A 20439-nucleotide genomic window follows, 5' to 3' on the forward strand; every position below is an offset into this window, starting at 1 on the left:
TCAGCCCGCCCGGCGCAGGGCGTCGAGCTCGCGTTCGAGCACGCCGCGCAGCTCGTCGTCGGCGGGCAGCAGCAGCCGCAGCTCCGCCGCGCGCACGGCGGCGACCCGGTCGCGGCGGCGCATGAACGAGCCGACGAGGTTGTTGAGGATCCGCATCGCCGTCTCGTGCGCGGTCCACGGCCGCACGTGCGGGAGCGCCGCGGGCTGCGCCCGGAACGGCGCGCCGCCGTGGAACGGGTCGAGCAGCAGCGGCGGCACCGCCCCGAAGTGCCCGACGACGTAGTGCCCGGGCAGCCCGACCCCGACGACCGGCAGGTCGGCGCGGCGCGCGACCTCCGCGTACACGACGCTCAGCAGGATCGGCAGCCCGCGGCGCCGCTCGAGCACCCGGTCGAGCATCGAGTTGCGCGGGTCGTCGTAGGTGTCGGTGTCCCCGGCGAACCCGTGCGCGCGGCCCAGCAGCCGCGTCATCGCCGCGGCCTGGGCGCCCGCGTCGGCGTCGGCGCGGGCGACCTCCGGGTCCTCCGCGAGCTCGGCGCCGAGCGCGTCGAGGCGCGTCAGGGCGCCGCCGACGTCCACCCGGCCGAACTCGACCGCGATCGCGAGGACGAGGAGGTCGAGGCGCGGCTGGAACTCGGCGGCGAGGTCGGCGAAGAACGGTGGAGGAGCGTCGATGCGGACATTCTCCCGTGCCACACTCCCGGGGCGTGCCGGACGAGCGCTTCGCCGACCACCTGAGCTTCCCCCGCGGCCGCGGACACACCCCCGCGGACGCCGTCGCCGGCAACGCCGGAGGCGCGCTGTGCGGCGATCTCGTCACCATCCGGCTGCGGATCGAGGGCGACCGGATCGCCGACGCCGGGTTCGACGCGGAGGGCTGCGGCGCGACGATCGCGGCCGGCTCGGCGGTCGTCGAGCTGCTCGACGACGCGCACGTCCTGGACGCCGCCCGGATCGGCACGACGCAGGTCGCCGACGCCCTGGGCGGCCTCAGCGTCGGCAAGCTCCACGCCGCCGACCTCGCCGCGGACGCCCTGCACCGCGCGCTCGGCCGGGCGGTGCGCACGCAGGCCGCGGTCCCTGCCCCGCGCCCGGACGGCGGCGGCCGCACGCTCGTGGCGATGAGCGGCGGGGTCGACAGCGCGGTCGCCGCGCTGCTCAGCGCGCGGGACGCCACCGACGTCGCGACGGTGACGCTCGAGCTCTGGGCCGACGACGGCCACGACGGCACCCAGTCGTGCTGCAGCGCCGACGCCGTCCGCGGCGCCCGCGCGCTGGCGCACCGCATGGGCCTGCCGCACTTCACGCTCGACCTGCGCGCCGAGTTCCGCGCCGGGGTCGTCGACCCGTGGCTGGCCGACCACGCCCGGGGCCTGACGCCGAACCCGTGCGTGCGCTGCAACGGGCACGTCCGCCTCGACGCGATGCTCGACTACGCCGACCGCCTCGGCGCGGCGACGCTCGCGACCGGCCACTACGCGCGGATCACCCCCGACGGGCTGCTGCGCCAGGCCGTCGACGAGGGCAAGGACCAGGCGTACATGCTCGCCGCGCTCGTGCCCGGCACCATCGCCCGGCTGCGGTTCCCGCTCGGCGAGCTGCGCAAGCCGCAGGTCCGGGAGCTCGCCGCGCAGGCGGGGCTGCCGGTCGCCCGCAAGCCCGACAGCCAGGACCTCTGCTTCCTCGCCGGCGTCGGTCGCGCCGGGTTCCTCGCCCGTCACGGCGGCCCCGCGCTGGGCGACGTCCCGGGGGACGTGGTCGACCGGGACGGCACGAAGCTCGGCGAGCACCGCGGCCACCACCACCTCACCGTCGGGCAGCGCAAGGGCCTGGGCCTCACGGGCGGCACGGGCGAGCCGCTGCACGTGCTGCGCACCGACCCCGCGACCAACACGGTCGTCGTCGGGCCGCGCGACGCGCTGGCCACCACGCACGTGCCGCTGCGCGACGTGACGCTCCACCGCGCGCCCGAGCGCGTCGACCGGGTGCGGCTCCGCTACCGCTCCCACGCCCTGCCGTGCACGCTGCGCGACGGCGCGGTCGAGCTGCACGAGCCGGTCCACGGCGCGGCGCCCGGGCAGGTCGCCTGCCTGTTGCAGGGCGATGTCGTCGTGGGATGCGCGACAATCGCCCGGTGACTTCCGACGAGATCCGCGAGACGTACCTGTCGTTCTTCGAGCAGCACGGCCACAAGCGGCTGCGCAGCGGCTCCCTGGTGCCCGCGAGCTTCGATCCGTCGGTCCTGCTCACCACCGCGGGGATGCACCCGCTCAAGCCGTACTTCATGGGCCTGGAGGCCCCGCCGGCGGACCGCCTGACCAGCTGCCAGAAGTGCTTCCGCACCCCGGACATCGAGAATGTCGGCGTCACCGCCCGGCACCTGACGTTCTTCGAGATGCTCGGCAACTTCTCGCTGGGCGACTACTTCAAGGCGGGGGCCGCCGAGTTCGCGTGGGACCTCTCGCTCAACGGCTTCGGGTTCGATCCCAAGGACATCTGGGTGACGGTCTTCGAGGGCGACCCGGCGCTCGGGATCGGCCTGGACGAGGAGGCGGTCGCCGCCTGGGAGGCGCTCGGCGTCCCGCGCGACCGGATCGTCCCGTGCCCGCGCTCGGAGAACTTCTGGCAGGCCGGGCCGACCGGTCCCTGCGGCCCGTGCAGCGAGCTGTACCTCGACCGCGGGGTCGAGTACGGCTCCCCCGACGACCTGCCCGGCGGTGAGAACGAGCGCTTCCTGGAGTACTGGAACCTCGTCTTCATGCAGTTCGACCAGGCGCCGGACGGCACGCTCACGCCGCTGCCGAACCAGAACATCGACACCGGCCTGGGCCTCAACCGCATGGCCCTGATCCAGCAGGGCGTCGAGACGATCTTCGACACCGACCAGTTCGTGCCGCTGATCGCGCTCGGCCGCGAGCTCGCGACCGGCGAGGCGGACGACCGCGCGCTGCGGATCCTCGCCGACCACACGCGCGGCATGACGTTCCTCATCGCCGACGGCGTCGTCCCCTCCAACGAGGACCGCGGCTACGTCCTGCGGCGCCTGATGCGCCGGGCGATCCAGCAGGGCCACCGCATCGGCATGGAGGGCGGCTTCCTGCCCCGCTACGTGGACGTCGTCATGGAGACGATGGGGACGGCGTACCCCGAGATCGTCGAGGAGCGCGACACGATCCTCAAGTGGGTCCGCGCCGAGGAGGAGGGCTTCGGCCGCACGCTCGAGTCGGGCCTGAAGATCCTCGAGGAGAAGGTCGCCGCGGGCAGCCTCGACGCCGCCGCCGTCTTCCAGCTGCACGACACGTACGGGTTCCCGTTCGCGCTGACCCAGGAGATCGCGGCCGAGCGCGGCCTCGAGGTCGACGAGGCGGGCTTCGACGCGCTCATGGACGAGCAGCGCGCCCGCAGCGCCGGGGGCGCGGGGGGCGGCAAGGCCCGCGTCGGCGGGGCGGCGGACGTCGTGCGCGCCCTGTCGGAGACCCCGACCGAGTTCACCGGCTACGAGCACCTCGAGGAGCACACGACCGTCGCGGGCGTCACCGAGCGCGACGGCGTCACGTACGTGAAGCTCGCGTCCTCGCCGTTCTACGCGGCGGGCGGCGGCCAGGTCTCCGACGTCGGCACGATCGCCTGCGAGGACGGGGACTGCGAGGCGGTCGTCTCCGGCGTGCTGCGCGCCGGTGAGGACCAGGCCGTGACCGTCGAGCTGCGCACCGGCACGCTGAAGGACGGGGAGCGCGTCGTCGCGCGCGTCGACCCGACCGCCCGGCACGCCACGCAGTGCAACCACACCGCCACGCACCTGCTGCACGCCGCGCTGCGCAAGCACCTCGGCACGCACGTGCGCCAGGCCGGGTCGGCGGTGCAGCCGGACAAGCTGCGCTTCGACTTCAGCCACGGGCAGCGGCTCAGCCCGCAGGAGCTCCAGGCCGTCGAGGACGACGTCAACGGCTGGATCCTCGAGAACCACCCCGTGCGCGCGATCTCCACGACGCTCGACGAGGCCAAGGCGCTCGGCGCGATGGCCCTGTTCGGCGAGAAGTACGGGGACGTCGTGCGGATGGTGTCGGTCGGGGACGGCTCGTTCTCGCGCGAGCTGTGCGGCGGCACGCACGTGCGCAGCACCGCGGAGATCGGCCTGTTCAAGATCACCAGCGAGGGCTCCAGCGCGTCGAACGTCCGGCGCATCGAGGCCGTCACCGGGCCCGCCGCGGTCACGCTCGTGCGCGAGCACGACGCGCTGCTGCGCGCGAGCGCCGACGCGCTGCGCACGCCCGTCGACCAGGTGCCGGACGCGATCGCCGCGCTCCAGGCGAAGGTCAAGGCGGCCGCCAAGGCGCAGGCCGCCGGCGCCGCCGCCGGGGTCGACCCGGCGCAGGTCGCCGCGGGCGCCCAGGACGTCGGCGGCGCGAAGGTGCTCGTCACCGCCGTGGAGGGCGTCGGCGGCAAGGCGCTGCTCGAGCTCGCCGACAAGGTCAAGGGCCAGGTCGGGGAGGACGCGGCCGTGGTGCTCGGCAGCGCCGCGGACGGCAAGGTCGGGCTCGTCGCGCTCGTCACCCCGTCGCTCGTGGAGCGCGGTGTGAAGGCGGGGGAGATCGTCAAGCTCGCCGCGCAGATCACCGGCGGGGGCGGCGGCGGCCGCGACACCGCTGCGCAGGCCGGCGGCAAGGACCCGTCGAAGCTCGGCGAGGCGCTCGACGCCGCGCGGGCCGCGATCACCGGGGCGCTCGGCGGCTGATGCGGGTGCTCGCCCTCGACTACGGCAGCGCGCGCTGCGGCTGCGCCGTGACGGACCCGACCGGGACGATCGTCACGCCGATCGACGAGGTGCTGCGTCCCGGGACCCGCAAGGGCTTCAGCCGCGTGCTCGGCGTCGTGCGCGAGCGCGGGATCAAGCGGGTCGTCGTCGGGCTGCCGGTGACGTTGCGCGGGACCGACAGCGCGCAGACCGCCGAGGTCCGCGCGTTCGCCGCGAAGCTCGCCGACGCCGTCCGCGTCCCGGTCGAGCTGTACGACGAGCGCTACACCACCGCGATCGCCGCCCAGCGCGGCGGCGCCACGAGCGAGGACTCCCGGGCGGCGGCCGTGCTGCTCGAGGACTGGCTGACCGCGAACGCCGCGCGAGCGGGGGAGGGGGTCTGACATGGGCCTGTTCGGAGGCAAGGGCGACACCGGCGGGGGGCCGCGCGACGCGCACGAGCGCGAGCGGGCCCGGCTGGAGCGCGAGGTGCGGCGCGCCGAGCGCGCCGGCGAGCGGCCGGCCGCCGACGTGCTGGCCCGCCTCGCGGAGCTCGACGGGGCGTCGGCCCGGGCCGCGGCGCCCGCGCCCGCGCCGCCCGTGGCCGAGCCGACCGCGCCGCCCGTGGCCGATCCCGCGCCCGCCGCCGAGGTGCCGCCGACCGCCGCACCACAGCCCGACTGGTTCGACGGCGCCGACACGCCCGCGCCGCCCGCGCCGCCGGTCGCGCGCGAGCAGCGTGAGCCGACGCCGCCCCCGGTGCCCGAGCCCGCCGTCCCGCCGGCCCCGGAGCCCACCGCGCGACGCGAGCCCGAGCCCGTCGAGTGGGCGCAGGACACCGGCACCTGGGACGTCCCCGACCGCGCGCCCGCCGGCGACGGACCCGAGCCGACGTTCGGTCGCGACGAGCCCGCGCCGCCGATGACCCCGGAGCCCGCCCCGATCGCCCCGGCCCGGCGCCGCTCCTCCGTGCCCCCGCCGCCCCGCCGGCCGCAGCGGATCTTCACCGACGAGCACGACGCGCTCCCGGCGAGCGCCCGTTACGCCGACGAGGACGACGACGCCCCGGTCGGGGTGCGCCGCGTCAGCGAGGCGCAGGCCGCCGCCGCGGCCGGCACGCCGGGCGGCCCCGCCCGTCCCGCGCGTCCCGCGGGCGCGCCCGCGGCCGCGTTCCGTCGCCCGCGCCGCCTCGCGGTGCGGCTCGTCGGCGTCGTCCTGCTGCTCGTGATCGGTGCGGGCGCCTGGTTCGCCAACGCGCTCTGGCAGCCGTTCGCCGGCGACGGCGGCGACCGCGTCACCGTGCGCATCCCCGAGGGCGCGTCGGCGAGCGAGATCGGCGACCTGCTGGCCGAGCGCGGCGTCGTCGACTCCGGGTTCTTCTTCAGCCTGCGCGCCCGCATGAGCGGCGACCGCGACAAGCTCCGCGCCGCCACGTTCACGACGCTGCGCGAGGGCATGACCTACGAGGCGGCACTGGCCGAGCTGACCAAGCCCGTCCCGGTCGTGCGGACGATCACGGTCACCGTGCCCGAGGGCCGCTCGCGGCGCGAGACCGTCCCGATCATCCGCGAGTCCGGCCTGCGCGGCGGCTACCTCAACGCCACGAAGAAGGTCGACGGCTTCTCGCCGCGGCGCCTGTACGGCGCGCCGTCGGGCGTCCGCGACCTCGAGGGGTTCCTGTTCCCGGCCACCTACGAGCTCCGCAAGGGCGCGAACGTCAAGGACCTCGTCGCCAAGCAGCTCGAGGCCTTCCAGGAGCAGTTCGCCACGCTCGACCTGCGCGCCGCCCGGGCGAAGAACCTCAGCGCCTACGACGTCCTCATCATCGCCTCGATGATCGAGCGGGAGGCCGCGCTGGACAAGGAGCGGTCGCTGATCTCCGGCGTCATCTACAACCGGCTGAAGCAGGGCATCCCGCTCGGCATCGACGCGACCATCCGCTTCCGCCTGAACCAGTGGACGCAGCCGCTGAAGGTCAGCGAGCTGAACATCGACAGCGACTACAACACGCGCACCCGGCAGGGACTGCCGCCCGGCCCGATCGGCAACCCCGGGATCAAGTCGCTGCGCGCCGCCGCGAAGCCCGCGAAGACGAAGGCGCTCTACTACGTCGTGAAGCCGTGCGGCAACGGGGCGCACGCGTTCAGCGCCACCGACGCGGAGTTCCAGGAGGACGTCGCCGCCTACAACCGCGAGCGCGACAAGCGCGGCGGCCGCGACCCGAGCCGCTGCTGAGCGCCCGCCGCGCGTAGGGTCCGCGGCATGCCCCGCCTCGGTGTCCTCGGCTGGCCGGTCGCGCACTCCCGCTCGCCCGCGATGCACGGTGCGGCCCTGCGCCGCACCGGCCTCGACGCGCAGGGCTGGACCTACCAGCTGCTGCCGGTGCCGCCCGCGCTGTTCGACGAGACGGTCCGGGCGCTGCCGGCCACCGGGTTCGTCGGCGCGAACGTCACGATCCCGCACAAGGAGGCGGCGCTCGCGCTCGCCACCGACGCGACGCCGCGCGCCCGCGCGATCGGGGCCGCGAACACCCTGACGTTCGGGCCCGACGGGGCGATCCACGCGGACAACACCGACGCGCCCGGCACGATCGCGGCTCTGCCGCAGGACCTCGCGCTCGCCGGCGCCCGCGCGATCGTGCTCGGCGCCGGCGGCAGCGCCCGCGCGGTCGTGTGGGCGCTGCGCGAGGCCGGTGCCCGGACCGCGGTGTGGAACCGCAGCCCCGACCGCGCGCGCGAGCTGGCGGCCGACCTCGACGTCGAGGCGCTCACCGCGATCCCGTCCGGTGGGGCGGAGCTGCTGGTCAACTGCACCGCCGTCGGGCTGCACGATCCGGCCCGCACGTTCAAGGATCTGCCCGTGGATGCCGATGGCCTGGGTGACTTCCGCTGCATCGCGGACCTCGTCTACCGCCAGGGCGGCACGGAGCTGCTGCTGGCGGCCGGACGGGCCGGATGCGTCGTGGTCGACGGGCTGGAGATCCTCGTCCGGCAGGGAGCCCTGAGCTTCGAGCGCTGGACCGGGACGACGGCACCGCTCGACGCGATGCGGGAAGGCGCCCGTGGACCTGCAGACACCAGACCAAGCCCAGATGCCTGAACCCGCGCACCTGCGACCGGTGGACGCCGACACCTCGGCAGGGTCCGAGCCGTCCCGCGGCCCCGGCTGGGACGGGATCACGCGGCCGGTCACGCGCGGCGGCACGGGCCGGTTCCTCACCGACGTGATCGTCGAGATCGGGGCGTGCGACCGCGACCGCGTCGACCAGGCGATCGAGACGGCGCGCAGCTCCGGTGTCACGCCCGAGCAGGTGCTGGTCGACCAGGGCGCGATCACGCAGGAGGCGCTCAGCCGCGCGATCGCCGAGCGGTTCGGCCTCGACCACCTCGACCTCACGGCGTTCTCCGTCGACATGGGGGCCGCGAACCTCATCAACAACGCGGCCGCCAAGCGCTACGACGCGGTGCCGGTCGCGTTCCTCGGGGACCGCGGGCTGCTCGTCGCGATGGCCGACCCCAGCAACGTCCTCGCCGTCGACGACATCGCGCTGATGACCGGCTACGAGGTCCGCGCGGCGGTCGCCAGCCGCGAGGACATCGGGGCGCTCGTGTCGCGCCTGACGCGGCTGGACGACGTCGTCGCCTCGGCGACGTTCGCGCAGGACGAGGAGGACGCCTCCGGGGCCGCGGAGATCGTCGACCTGCGCGAGTCGGCCGACGACGCGCCGGTCATCAAGCTCGTCAACCAGATCGTCGCGCAGGCGGTCGAGCAGGGCGCCTCGGACATCCACCTCTCTCCGGACGGCACCCAGCTGCGCGTGCGGTTCCGCGTCGACGGGGTCCTGACCGAGACGACGACGGTCCCGCGCCGGATGGTCAACGGCGTGATCAGCCGCGTGAAGATCATGTCCGACCTCGACATCGCCGAGCGGCGCGTCCCGCAGGACGGTCGCGTCGGCCTGACGATCGACGGACACGCGGTCGACCTGCGCGTCGTCACGCTCCCGAGCGTGCACGGCGAGAGCATCGTGATGCGCATCCTCGACAAGTCGAGCGTCGTCATGGAGCTCGACAAGCTCGGCATGGCGGAGGGGGAGCTGCAGCGGTTCCGTCGCGCCTACCAGCAGGCCTACGGGGCGGTGCTCGTGACCGGGCCGACCGGCTCGGGCAAGTCGACCTCGCTGTACGCGGCGCTCGGCGAGGTCAACACGCCGGACAAGAACATCATCACGATCGAGGACCCGGTCGAGTACCAGCTCACCGGCATCACGCAGGTGCAGGTGAACCCGAAGGCGGGCCTGAGCTTCGCGACCGGGCTGCGGTCGATGATGCGCGCCGACCCCGACGTGATCATGGTCGGCGAGATCCGCGACCGCGAGACCGCGCAGATCGCGGTCGAGTCCGCGCTGACCGGCCACCTCGTGCTGTCGACGCTGCACACCAACGACGCGCCGACGGCGATCACACGGCTGATCGAGATGGGCATCGAGCCGTTCCTCGTGGCGAGCGCCCTGGACTGCATCGTCGCGCAGCGGCTCGCGCGCACGCTCTGCTCGCACTGCAAGCGCCGCGTGATCCTCAGCGGCGAGGTGCTGCGCGACAGCGGCTTCCCGGCCCGTGCGGACGTCGAGGGGTACGAGCCCGTCGGCTGCGCGCGCTGCGGCAACACCGGCTACAAGGGCCGGATCGGGCTCTACGAGGTGATGACGATGAGCGAGGAGATCCGCGATCTCACGATCGCGCGCGCCTCGGCCGACCGCATCGCCGAGACCGCGGTGGCCCAGGGGATGCGGCGGCTGCGCGAGGACGGCCTGGAGAAGGTGCGGCTGGGCCGCACCTCGATCTCCGAGGTCGCGCGCGTGACCGGAACGAACTGAGCGCGGCGGGGACTAGCCGCGCCGCTTGCGGGGCGCCCGGGTGCGGGCCGCCTTGCGGCCGGCGATCGAGCGGACGAGCTCGTCCTTCGTCATGTTCGATCGTCCGTCGACGCCCAGTTCGCGGGCCTCGTCGTAGAGCTCGTCCCGGGTACGGTCCCGACGGACCTCCCGGACCTTGACGTGTGCGTACTGCCGGACGGGTGCCATGGGGGAACTCCTTGCGTTGCTCACCCTCGGGCTACCCCCTCGTCCAGGAGGGAAACCCGCTCCGCGCGGCCGTGACCGTGGCCAGGTCCTCTAGCGCCCCAGCGTCACGGATGCGCGGGTCCTGCCGGCGACGACCGCGAGCGTCACGCGCTTCGCCGTGCGCAGCGCGCGGCGCCCGGTCTTGGTGAGCTTGAGGGTGACCGTCGCCGTGCCGCCCGCGTCCGCGCGTCCGCTGCCGGTGGCGACGGTCTTCCCGGAGCGCAGCGCCCTGACGGTGACCTTCTCGCCCGCCTTGCGCCCGATGAGCACCAGGGCCAGGCCCTTGGCGCGCAGCGTCCTGAGCGAGCGGGCGCCGGCGACGGTGATCTTCGCGCCGCTCGCGCCCGACCCGCCGCCGCTGCCGGGAGCCGGGACGCCGGGGTTCTGGCCCGGGGTACCGCCGCCGCCTGCGGCGCCGCCGACGCGCGTCACGGTCTCGCAGTCCGGGGCCACGGTGTCGATGACGTCGGCCCTGACGGCGTCGACGCCCGGGCCGCAGGAGATCGTGTCGGCCTCGCCGTCCACGGCGTCGACGGTGTCGGCGGCGGACCCGGGGGAGAGGTCGCAGTGGTACTCGTTGCAGCGGCCGGTGCGGTCGGCCTCGATGCGGTCGCGGCCGGGGCCGCCGGTGATCGTGTCGTTGCCATAGCCGCCCCTGAGGTCGTCGTTGCCGGCTCCGCCGTCGATGACCTCGTCGCCGTCGGTGCCCCTGACGACGTCGTCGCCGCCGAAGGCGAGGATCTCGCCGTGGCCGCCGACCTCGGTCGGGAGGATCTGCTCGGCGGCGTCCGTGCCACGGAACCGGACGCTGCTGCCGCTCTGGACGACCTCGACGTTCGTGACGTTGTCCTGCTCGCCCTCGATGCCGTCGTCGGCGACGCCGTCGAGGGTCACGGTGGCCGGACTCAGGTCGTAGGCGTCCTGGTGCATCCAGTCGACGACCTTGTCGACGCCCGCGCCGCCGTCCAGCACGTCGGCGCTGCGGGTGGTGGTCTGGCCCTCGCCGACGAGCTCGTCGTTGCCGTCACCGCCGCGCAGGACGTCGGCGCCGCCGCCGCCGGTGAGCTTGTCGTTGCCGGAGCCGCCGTCGAAGACGTTGTCCATGCCGTCGCGCCACCCGACGAGCTCGTCGTTGCCGTCGCCGCCGAAGACGACGTCGGCACCCGTGGTCTCGAGGGAGTCGTTGCCGGGGCCGAGGTGCACGGTCGCGAACGGCGCGGTCGTCTCGTACAGGTTCCCGTTCACGCGGTCGTCGCCGCCGAGGAGGTCGACGGTCATCCCGCCGGACGGGATCGGGCAGGTCACCTCCTTCTCGTGCTCGTCCCCGCTGCAGCCCGCGCGGGCGATCATCGGGGCGCCGCGGACGTACAGGAGCCCGTCGTAGATCTGGTAGTCGATGGCGTCGGGACCCTCGGTGCCGGTGACGACGACCTTGTCGCCCCGGACCTCGACGGTCGTGGCGTGGGCGGCGGTCGCCGGGATGAGCGCGAGCGCGGCGGCGAGCGCCGCGATGGTGGTCGTGGAGGAGGCGGTGGAGAGCATGGTGGGCAGCCTGCCGCCGCGCTGCCGGGGTGCCATCGGGGGATTGCCCCTTTCGCCTCCCGACTAGGGTTCGCGGCGTGCTGCGCACCGTGTCCGCCACGCGCTACGTCACCCCGCTGCGGGAGGGCGGCTCGCTGCCCGCCCTGGTGGAGGCCAGCGACGACGGCCTGTACGTCACGAAGCTCCGGGGGGCGGGGCAGGGGCCGAAGGCGCTCGTCGCGGAGGTGATCTGCGGTGAGCTCGCCCGCGCGCTGGGCCTGCCGGTGCCCGAGCTCGCCCTGGTCGACCTGCCCGTCGAGCTCTCGCACGCCGAGCCCGACCCCGAGATCCAGGAGCTGCTGCAGGCCAGTGCGGGCCTCAACCTCGGGCTCGACTTCCTTCCCGGGGCGCTGCCGTACACCCCGGTCGGTCGCGTGCAGCCCACGCCCGAGCAGGCCGCGGACATCGTCTGGTTCGACACCTGGACGGAGAACGTCGACCGGACCCCGCGCAACCCGAACCTCGTCGTCTGGCACGGGGCGCCCTGGCTGATCGACCACGGCGCCGCCCTGTACCGCCAGCACCAGCCCGACGGGCTGGGCGGTGGCGGAGGCCGCTTCCCGCTGAGCGCCCAGCACGTGCTGCTGCCGGTCGCCGCGTCGATCGCCGACGCCGACGGCCGGCTGCGGCCCCGGGTCGACCGGGCGCTGCTGGAGCGGGTCGTCGGGCTCGTCCCGACCGACTGGCTCGGGGACGTCCCGGCCAGCCTCTACGTCGAGGACCTGCTGGCGCGCCTGGACGGCGACCGCCCGTGGGTGGCGGGGGCGGAGGAGGCGCGGACCGGTGCCTGAGGTCTTCCAGTACGCGGTCCTGCAGGTCGTGCCGTCGATCGAGCGCGGCGAGCGCCTGAACGTCGGCGTGGTCGTGCACGCGCGGCGCCTGCGGTTCCTGGAGGTCGCGATCCGCCTCGACGAGGCGCGGCTGCGCGCGCTCGCCCCCGACCTCGACCTCGACGCGCTTCGCGAGCACCTCGACGGCCTCGCGCGCGTCGCCGCGGGGGACCCGACCGCCGGGGCCGTCGCGGCGCTGGAGCGGTCCGAGCGGTTCCACTGGCTCGTCGCGCCGTCCTCGACGATCGTGCAGGCGGGCCCCGTGCACACGGGGCTGTGCGAGGACGCCGACGCGGTCGTCGCGCGGCTGCTGCGCGAGCTCGTCGGCTGACCGGCGGACGGACGACCGGTCCTGCGGGCCGGGCTTCAGCTTTGCCCGCGGTGCGCCGATACGACCGGCACGATGCGGTTCGACTTCGCGGATCTGTTGATGGACGTGCTCGACCGGCGCGCCTCCGACCTCCACCTCACCGCGGCGAGCAAGCCGATGGTGCGCGTGCGCGGCCGGCTGACGCCGATGGACGACTACCCGGTCCTCGACGCGACCGACACGCGGGAGATCGTGTACTCGATCCTCACCAACGACCAGCGCCAGCGGCTGGAGACGGACTGGCAGCTGGACTTCGCGTACTCGATCCCCGGGCACGCCCGGTTCCGCGTCAACGCGTACTTCCAGCGCAGCGCGCTGGGCGCCGCGTTCCGCCTGATCCCGGCGCAGATCGTGCCGATCGACGACCTCGGCCTGCCGCCCGTCGTGCACGACCTGTGCACCAAGCCGCGCGGCCTGGTGCTCGTGACCGGCCCGACCGGCTCGGGCAAGTCGACGTCGCTGGCGTCGATGATCGACGAGATCAACGACACGCGCGAGGAGCACATCCTCACGATCGAGGACCCGATCGAGTTCCTGCACGGGCACAAGAAGTGCATCGTCAACCAGCGCGAGCTCGGCGGGGACGCGCAGTCCTTCGGCGCGGCGCTCAAGGCGGCGCTGCGCCAGGACCCCGACGTGATCCTCGTCGGCGAGATGCGCGACCTCGAGACGATCTCGACGGCCCTGACCGCCGCGGAGACCGGGCACCTCGTCTTCGGCACGCTGCACACGCAGAGCGCCCCGTCGACGATCGACCGCGTCATTGACGTCTTCCCGCCCCACCAGCAGCAGCAGATCCGCGTGCAGCTGTCGATCGCCCTGCAGGGCGTGATCACGCAGACGCTGATCCCGACCGCGGACGGGTCCGCGCGCGTCGTCGCGTGCGAGACGCTCGTGCCGACCCCGGCGGTGCGCAACCTCATCCGCGAGGGCAAGACGCACCAGATCCCGTCGGCGATGCAGACCGGCAGCGCGCACGGCATGCAGACGCTCGACGCGGCCCTGGCGGGGCTCGTGCGCTCCGGGAAGATCACGCAGCGGGTCGCGGAGACCCGGTCCTCCACGCCCGACGAGCTGCGCCGGCTGCTCGGTGGCGGCTTCGGGTCCTCGATGGCGGCGTAGCCCATGGCCACCTACGTCTTCAAGGCGATGGACGTCACCGGGGCCAAGGCCCAGGGTGAGGTCGAGGCCGAGAGCAAGCAGGCGGTCGGCGACCAGCTCAAGCAGCGCGGCCTGATCGTCCTGGACATCGCCGACAAGCACCGCTCGCGCGAGATCAACATCAAGCTGTTCGACCGGGTCAAGCCGGACGACCTGACGATCATGACCCGCCAGCTCTCGACGATGGTGAGCAGCGGCATGACGATCCTCCGCGCGCTGTACGTGCTGGAGGCGCAGACCGAGAGCGACAAGCTCAAGGAGACGCTCGTCCAGGTCCGCAAGGACGTCGAGGCGGGCCTGCCGCTGTCCGACGCGTTCGAGCGCCACCCGAAGGTGTTCGGTCCGCTGTTCGTCGCGATGACGCGCGCGGGGGAGACGGGCGGCGTCCTCGACCAGTCGCTGCTGCGCGTCGCCGACCAGCTCGAGAAGGACGCGGCGCTGCGCCGCCAGATCAAGTCGGCGATGGCCTACCCGGCGGTCGTGATCAGCTTCGCGCTGATCACGTTGATCGCGCTCGTGACGTTCCTCGTGCCCGTGTTCGTCGGCGTCTTCGAGCAGTTCGGCGGCGACCTGCCGCTGATCACGAAGTTCACGGTCGCCCTGTCGGACATCATGACCGGCTACTGGTGGGCGATGATCGGCGTGACGGTCGCCGCGGTCTTCGCGTTCCGCAAGTGGAAGTCCACGGACTCCGGCCGCGCGCAGTGGGATCGCTTCAAGCTGCGGGTGCCGATGAAGATCGGCGACATCGTCCAGAAGGTCGCGCTCGCCCGCTGGTCGCGCACGCTGTCGGCGCTGGTGAGCGCCGGCGTGCCGCTGCTGCAGGCGCTGGAGATCACCGGCAAGACCGCGGGCAACTTCGTCGTCGAGAAGGCGATGACCGACGTGATCGCCAACGTGAAGGCCGGCGGCATGATCAGCGAGCCGCTGAAGACCTCCCCGGTGTTCCCGGGCATGGTCAGCCACATGGTCGGCGTCGGCGAGGAGACCGGCGCGCTCGACACGATGCTCTCGAAGATCGCGGACTTCTACGAGGACCAGGTCGACGCCGCCGTCAAGCAGCTCACCTCGATCCTCGAGCCCGTGATGATCGTCATCGTCGGCGGCATGGTCGGGTTCATCGTCATCTCGATGTACCTCCCGCTGTTCAAGGTGTACGACCAGATCCAGTAGCGCCCCGGATCGGCCCGCGCCGACGCCTAGCCAGGTCTAGCTAGAGCGGGTATCGTGGCGGCATGGCCCAGGTCGGCATGCATGAGGCGAAGACCAAGCTCTCGCAGCTGGTCGAGCGCGCGGAGGCCGGCGAGGACATCGTCATCGCTCGTCACGGCAAGCCCGTGGTGCGCCTGACGCCTGTGACCTCGACCTCGTCGATGGCCGCGGTGCGCGGTGCCTTGCACGGCCAGGTGACGATGGCTGACGACTTCGACGATCTGCCCGACGGATTCGCCGAGGCCTTCGGCTGAGGCGCCGTGAAGCTGCTGCTGGACACGCACGCCGCCCTGTGGTGGGTCTCCGGCGACGATCGCTTCGGCGCGACCGCTGAACGGCTGGTGCTCGACGCCGACGCTCAGGTCCTGCTCAGCGCGGTGGTGATGTGGGAGGTCACCGTCAAGCAGGCCTTGGGCAAGCTCACGGTCCCGCCGAACTGGAGCCAGACGCTGCTCTCCGGCGGCGCCCACGAGCTTCCGATCACCCTGCGGCACGCCGCGAAGGTCGGGGACCTCCCGGAGCATCACCGCGATCCGTTCGATCGGCTGCTCGTCGCCCAGGCGCTGACCGAGGATGCGACAGTGCTCTCCCGCGATCCCGCGCTGCAGGCGTACGGGGCCGCTGTCGCCTGGTAGCACCGGACTGCCTCCCGGCGTTCGTGACCGGCGGTTCAGCTGAACCGTCGCCCCGCTCGGCCCGAGGCCGCTCGAGTGCGCGCCAGCTCACCAAAGAGATGAGCTGGCGTGCAGAGGACGTTGCGGCCGGAGTCGCGTCGGCGGTCTGAGATGCGAGCGCGCGCGAGCTCGTGGATCCCCGGGGCGCGTCGCCGCTCCCGTCTGTCGCGTTCAGGCGATCTCGTAGGGCGGGGCGCTGACCGGCGGGCCGGCGGTCACGCCGAGCGTGCGTGCGACTCGCAGGACCGCGATCGACCCCGTCCTGCGTGCGATCTTGCGGCACGCGGCCTCGTCAACCGGGTTGGCCGACGAACCGACGTTCACCTGATGCACGATCCAGCGCTTGCCGTCGCGGCGCAGGGCCTTCGGGGCTCGTTGGTAGGCGGCTGCTGAAGCGGCGTCGTCGGAGATCACGCCGGTCCACCAGGTGACACCGCCGTGACGCCCGCTCCTGGAGATCCGGAGTTGCTGTCCGCTGCTTCCGCCGTCTCCGACCGGGCGCGGGTCGACGACGTTGCCGGTGCGACGTGGCCGCACCCGCGTAAGGGTGCTGCGGACCGAGAGGCCGACGCTGCACTGGTAGCCGCTGGGCATCGGGGTGTCGAAGCGGTACGACCCGAGCATCGGGGTCCCGGCGAGCGCGCCGACCACCTGCGCCCACCGTGCCCCGGTCAGCGTGAACGTCGTGTGGTGGGACTTCAGCGCGCGGGCATCGCGGATGGGAGCCGAGCCGGGCCGGGTGTCGGCAGCCAGTGCGCTGGGCGGTACGACGACGAGGGCGACGAGCGGGATCAGCAGCTTGCGCATGGCCCGAGAACGTCGCCCGGCCACGGAAGTTGCGTCGCGCCTGCCTGCGATGGTCGTACCGTTGCTGCGACCGGGCTCGGCAACGGCGTGGCTGGCGGCGCGGCACCGACCGGCTGACCGGCGGTCGCGGCAACGACCGCCAGGGCCGAGGCTCGCGCACTGCCTCGCGCCGATCGGCCGCGGCCGCCCTCCAGACCACGCGCCCCCGCCGCGATGCGGGCCGTCGCGCGGCACCCCAGGCCGCGCTCAGCGCGAGCTGCGGCGCCCTCAGGCGGTCACGGCGGCACGCCGAGCGCCCGCTCCAGCCTTGACCGCAGCTCCCTACCGCACCTGGGTGGGCCCGAGCCCGGATCTGGGGATGGACCCGCCCAGTTCGGCCGGTTCGCGCGTCAGCGCCGTGCCCGTGACCGGCCGGGACACCGACGCGTCGTCGCCCGCGCTCCGCCTCGGCTTCGACGTCGACGAGCGCGTCACCGCCGTGGTGCGTCTCAGCCGCGCGGGCCGCACGATCGCCAAGCGCACGGTGACGCTCGCCCCCGGATCCCGCGCGCTCGACCTGCTCGTCCCGGCGAAGACCGCGGGCGGCAGCGCCCGCCTGACCGTGTCGTTCACGGACACCGACGGCGCCCGCAACGTCGTCACGCGGACCGTGACCGTGCCGCGTCGCGACGCCTGATCGGCGTCGCGACGCCGGGATCAGAGCGCGACGACCGCGACGACCGCCAGCAGGAACGTGCAGCGCAGGATCAGGAACCAGGTGGGGACGGCCATGGGGACAGCGTCCCGCCCGTCCCGTCAAGACCACGTGAGGCTCGCCCGCGGCAGCGTCAAGATCGCGTGAAGGCCCGCCGGGGATCCTGCCCGGGGCACCCCGCGCGCTCGGCGGCGAGCTGCCCGTGGCCGGCTGTCGGCCGTCGCCGGCCGAGGGTCGCCGTGCCGACCGCGCACCGGAGCCACCGCCATCCCATAAGCGGCGGCCCCGGGCGCGATCGGGACGGGACGCCGGAAGTCGTGACGTCCGCTGGACCACGTCCCGTCCCGGCGCGCACCGTAGGCGCGCCGCGACCGCGTGGCACGCCGCACCGCAAAACCCTGGTACTCCGACGACGCGGTCCCTCAGAGGACCGCGTCGAGCTCGCGCCGGCTGCCGATCCCGAGCTTGCGGTACGCGTTGCCGAGATGGAACGCGACGGCCTTCGGAGTCACGAACAGCTCGTCGGCGATGGCCCGGTTGGACAGCCCGTCGCGCGCGAGCAGCGCGACGCGCCGCTCCCCGACCGTCAACGACTCCGGGCCGGCCAGCCGCCGCCTGCGCGGACGACCGCCCGCGGCGATCAGCTGCGCGCGGGCGCGGCTCGCCAACCCGTCCGCGGCGCAGCGGTCCGCGGCGTCCAGCGCGAGGCGCAGCGTCTCGCGCGCGGCCACCGTGTCGCGCTGGCGCAGGTCCTCGCCGAGCTCCAGGAGCGCCCACGCGTGCTCGATCCGGGACTGCGAGGGTGCGCTGACCGCGGCGGCCTCCTCGAGCAGCGCCCGGCGCTCGACGGCGTCCGACGCGACGGTCGCCCGCGCCCGCAGCGCCTGGGAGAGCGCCCGCGGCGCGCCGAACCGCCGCGCGGCGGCCACCTCCGCGTCACCCTGCGTGCGGGCCTCGTCGTCGCGGCCGAGCGCGGCGAGCGCGCGGGTCGCGTCGGCCCGCCACGGCCCGAGCGCCGGGTTGAGCGCCCCGAGCTCCTCGATCCCGCGCCGGCCCGCCGCCAGCAGCAGCTCGACCGCCGCCGCGGGGTCGCCCTGCGCCAGGAGCAGCCGCCCGCGCGCCGCGTCGGTCACCGCCCACATCGGGCTCGTCCGGGGATGCGTGTCGCTGCGGTCCGCGATCGCCAGCGCCTCGTGGGCGCCGACCACGTCGCCGCGCTCGAGCCGCACGGTGACCAGCAGGGCGGTCGTCCCGGGCAGCAGCGCACCCCACCCGTGCTCGTGGGCGGTCAGCGCCTGGTGCAGGTCGGCCTCGGCCTCGTCGAGCACCCCGGCCTGCGCGAGGCCGTGCCCGCGCAGGTGCCGCCAGGTCGCGTGCGCCATCGGGGAGGCGCGACGCTGCGCGTCCTTGAGGCACGCGTCGGCGATCGCCAGCACCTCGGCGTAGCGGTCGGCGCCCAGCAGGGCGAACGCCACCCGGACCCCGGCCGGGTCGTCCGCGGAGGACTCGGCCAGCAGCGCGCCGTCGTCCCAGGCGCGCAGCGCGAGCTCCGCGGTCAGGACGTGGTCGTCCCCCGCGAACATGTGCCGGCGGGCGGCGTCGGCCAGCGCGGCGCGCTCCGCACGACCGCCGACCGGGCGGCCGACGCGCGCCGCGACCGCCGACGCGACCGCGGCCGCCGGGCCGGGACTCCACAGGCGGGTGGCGTCGTGCATCGCGGCCAGCTCGACCCCGAGCTCCTCGTCGCGCGGGCCCGCGTCCAGGCCGCGCTGCGCCGCGTCGGCGGCCGCGTCGAACCGCCCGTGGGCCTGATGGACCCAGGCGAGCTCGAGCAGCAGCCGCGGCCGGTCGTCCCCCGGGGCCGCCGCGATCGCGGCCTCGAAGGTCCCGGGCGCGTCGGTGCGGCCCGCGGCGGCCTGCGCGCGGGCGGCCGCCGCCAGCGTGCCGACCGACCGGGCGGGCGGGGGCGGCTCGGCGAGCGCCCGGTCCAGCAGCCGCGCCGCCTCGCTCGGCGCCGCCCGTCTGCGCGCGTGCCGGGCGGCGTCGGCCAGCGCGTCGACCACCCAGGCGCGACCGCCCGGGGGGACGGCGAGCAGGTGCGCGCCCGCCAGCGCGGCATCGCCGGCGAGCACGCGCAGCCGTGCGGCGCGCAGCTCCAGCCGCGACCGCTCGCCGGTCGGGGTCTCGGCGAGGACCGCGTGGCGCAGCAGCGGATGGACGACGTCGACGGGGCCCGTGTCGGTCAGCAGCCCGCAGCGGCGGCCGGCGGCCAGCGCCGGGGTCGCCGTCGTCGCGTCCAGCCGGGCGACGGTCGCGGCGTCCGCCACAGGTCCCGGGCCGAGGATCGCGACCGCGCGCGCGAGCCGGACCGCGTCGCCGTCGAGCTGCCCGAGCATCGACCGGACGATCCACCGGGCGGGCTCGGCCCCGACGTCGTGCACGCGGCCGGCGTCCGCGTCGGCGCCGCGCACGCCCTCCTCGACGAGGGCGTGCAGCAGCTCGCGCAGCAGCAGCGGGTTGCCGCCCGTCACCGTCGTGCAGGCCGCTGCGAACGCGGTGCCCGGGGCGGCAGGGAGGACCTCGTCCACCACCGAGGCGGCGGCGGGCGCGCTCAGGGCGGCGGGGCGCAGGACGCGCGCGTGGGGGACGGCGACCGCGGTCTCGGCGGCCGGGGAGACCCCGGGCCGCAGGGCGACGCCGAGCAGGATCCCCAGTCCGGTGGCCTGCCGGGCGAGGGACGCCACGAACCGCAGCGACGGCTCGTCGACCCAGTGCAGGTCGTCCACGAGCAGCACCAGCCGCTCCCGCTCGCCGATGTTCGCGACGGTGCGCTGGAGCGCGTGCACGACGGTCATCTGCGCGTCGAGCTCCGCGACCGCCCCGACGACGGGCGACCCGTCCGCCAGCAGCGCTCCCGCGCCCGCCGCGGCGCCGGTGAGCACCGCGTCCCGCGCGTCGGGATCGGCCGCCGCCAGCCACGGCCGCAGCAGCGCCGACGCCGCGCCGAACGGCAGCGGCCGGGTCAGCTCGGTGCCCGCGGTCCTGCAGACCGTGCACCGGCCCGCGCGGGCTCCGGCGGCCATCGCGTCGAGGATCCGGGTCTTGCCCAGCCCCGCGGGCGCGGTGACGACCAGCAGCCCGCCGCGGCCGGCCCGCAGCGCCCCGATCGCCGCGGCGACGGCGCGCAGCTCGGTCTCGCGTTCGCGCAGGCGGGGGTGACGCGCGCGCGGCGCGGGAGCGTCCTGGACCATGC

18 protein-coding genes are annotated in these 20439 nt (G+C 74.8%); 13 read left to right on the plus strand and 5 right to left on the minus strand.

What is annotated here, in order from left to right; all coding sequences use genetic code 11:
• Positions 1-696: a transglutaminase-like domain-containing protein gene (locus GKE82_RS01070; RefSeq protein ID WP_309233316.1), complete on the minus strand. Its 696-nt coding sequence runs from the start codon at positions 694-696 to the stop codon at positions 1-3.
• A gap of 11 nt (positions 697-707) precedes the next feature.
• On the opposite strand from GKE82_RS01070, the gene mnmA reads away from it, so the two are divergent.
• The 6 genes from mnmA to GKE82_RS01100 are packed head-to-tail and all read left to right on the plus strand — an operon-like array spanning position 708 to position 9611.
• A complete protein-coding gene (gene mnmA / locus GKE82_RS01075; protein WP_309233317.1) occupies positions 708-2138 on the plus strand; it encodes a tRNA 2-thiouridine(34) synthase MnmA in 1431 nt (476 codons plus the stop codon).
• A complete protein-coding gene (gene alaS / locus GKE82_RS01080) occupies positions 2135-4735 on the plus strand; it encodes an alanine--tRNA ligase (protein WP_309233318.1) in 2601 nt (866 codons plus the stop codon). Before mnmA ends, alaS begins: the two co-directional genes overlap by 4 nt.
• Positions 4735-5139 carry a Holliday junction resolvase RuvX gene (gene ruvX, locus GKE82_RS01085; RefSeq protein WP_154732061.1) on the plus strand — a complete coding sequence of 135 codons (405 nt, stop codon included), beginning with the start codon at positions 4735-4737 and terminating at the stop codon, positions 5137-5139. Before alaS ends, ruvX begins: the two co-directional genes overlap by 1 nt.
• 1 nt (position 5140) lies before the next feature.
• A complete protein-coding gene (gene mltG / locus GKE82_RS01090) occupies positions 5141-6970 on the plus strand; it encodes an endolytic transglycosylase MltG (protein WP_154732062.1) in 1830 nt (609 codons plus the stop codon).
• 27 nt (positions 6971-6997) lie between these two features.
• Positions 6998-7834 carry a shikimate dehydrogenase gene (locus GKE82_RS01095; RefSeq protein WP_154732063.1) on the plus strand — a complete coding sequence of 279 codons (837 nt, stop codon included), beginning with the start codon at positions 6998-7000 and terminating at the stop codon, positions 7832-7834.
• Positions 7827-9611 (plus strand): GspE/PulE family protein, encoded by a 1785-nt coding sequence (locus GKE82_RS01100; protein WP_154732064.1) that lies wholly within the window; start codon positions 7827-7829, stop codon positions 9609-9611. Before GKE82_RS01095 ends, GKE82_RS01100 begins: the two co-directional genes overlap by 8 nt.
• A gap of 12 nt (positions 9612-9623) precedes the next feature.
• Here the strand turns inward: GKE82_RS01100 and GKE82_RS01105 are convergent, their stop codons facing one another.
• Entirely contained in the window at positions 9624-9818 is a 195-nt protein-coding gene (locus GKE82_RS01105; RefSeq protein WP_154732065.1) for a Rho termination factor N-terminal domain-containing protein, read from the minus strand.
• Between the two features lie 90 nt (positions 9819-9908).
• Positions 9909-11399 (minus strand): hypothetical protein, encoded by a 1491-nt coding sequence (locus GKE82_RS01110; protein WP_196189008.1) that lies wholly within the window; start codon positions 11397-11399, stop codon positions 9909-9911.
• Positions 11400-11476: 77 nt separating this feature from the next.
• On the opposite strand from GKE82_RS01110, the gene GKE82_RS01115 reads away from it, so the two are divergent.
• The 6 genes from GKE82_RS01115 to GKE82_RS01140 all read left to right on the plus strand — a co-directional run bounded on the left by GKE82_RS01115 (position 11477) and on the right by GKE82_RS01140 (position 15646).
• Positions 11477-12229 carry a HipA family kinase gene (locus GKE82_RS01115; protein ID WP_309233320.1) on the plus strand — a complete coding sequence of 251 codons (753 nt, stop codon included), beginning with the start codon at positions 11477-11479 and terminating at the stop codon, positions 12227-12229.
• Positions 12222-12599, plus strand: a complete 378-nt coding sequence (locus GKE82_RS01120; protein ID WP_107569866.1) for a DUF3037 domain-containing protein — start codon at positions 12222-12224, stop codon at positions 12597-12599. Before GKE82_RS01115 ends, GKE82_RS01120 begins: the two co-directional genes overlap by 8 nt.
• Before the next feature lie 72 nt (positions 12600-12671).
• Complete coding sequence (locus GKE82_RS01125) at positions 12672-13760, plus strand: type IV pilus twitching motility protein PilT (protein ID WP_107569865.1); 1089 nt, start codon at positions 12672-12674, stop codon at positions 13758-13760.
• 3 nt (positions 13761-13763) lie between these two features.
• Positions 13764-14972, plus strand: a complete 1209-nt coding sequence (locus tag GKE82_RS01130) for a type II secretion system F family protein (protein ID WP_154732067.1) — start codon at positions 13764-13766, stop codon at positions 14970-14972.
• Positions 14973-15034: 62 nt separating this feature from the next.
• The gene (locus GKE82_RS01135; RefSeq protein ID WP_107569848.1) at positions 15035-15265 is read left to right on the plus strand and encodes a type II toxin-antitoxin system Phd/YefM family antitoxin; all 231 of its coding nucleotides are present in this window, start codon (positions 15035-15037) and stop codon (positions 15263-15265) included.
• Positions 15266-15271: 6 nt separating this feature from the next.
• Complete coding sequence (locus tag GKE82_RS01140) at positions 15272-15646, plus strand: type II toxin-antitoxin system VapC family toxin (RefSeq protein WP_107569847.1); 375 nt, start codon at positions 15272-15274, stop codon at positions 15644-15646.
• Between the two features lie 210 nt (positions 15647-15856).
• Here GKE82_RS01140 and GKE82_RS01145 read toward each other — a convergent pair whose 3' ends face one another.
• Positions 15857-16492, minus strand: coding sequence for a hypothetical protein (locus tag GKE82_RS01145; RefSeq protein ID WP_154732068.1), 636 nt, complete (start codon positions 16490-16492; stop codon positions 15857-15859).
• Between the two features lie 358 nt (positions 16493-16850).
• Here GKE82_RS01145 and GKE82_RS01150 point away from each other — a divergent pair, with 358 nt between their 5' ends.
• Positions 16851-17168: a hypothetical protein gene (locus tag GKE82_RS01150; RefSeq protein WP_154732069.1), complete on the plus strand. Its 318-nt coding sequence runs from the start codon at positions 16851-16853 to the stop codon at positions 17166-17168.
• A 440-nt stretch (positions 17169-17608) separates the two neighbouring features.
• On the opposite strand, the gene GKE82_RS01155 is transcribed toward GKE82_RS01150, so the two are convergent.
• Entirely contained in the window at positions 17609-20437 is a 2829-nt protein-coding gene (locus GKE82_RS01155; protein WP_154732070.1) for an AAA family ATPase, read from the minus strand.
• Positions 20438-20439 lie beyond the last annotated feature (2 nt).

The sequence above is a fragment of the Conexibacter sp. W3-3-2 genome (assembly GCF_009707605.1).
Classification (GTDB): Bacteria; Actinomycetota; Thermoleophilia; order Solirubrobacterales; family Solirubrobacteraceae; genus Paraconexibacter; species Paraconexibacter algicola.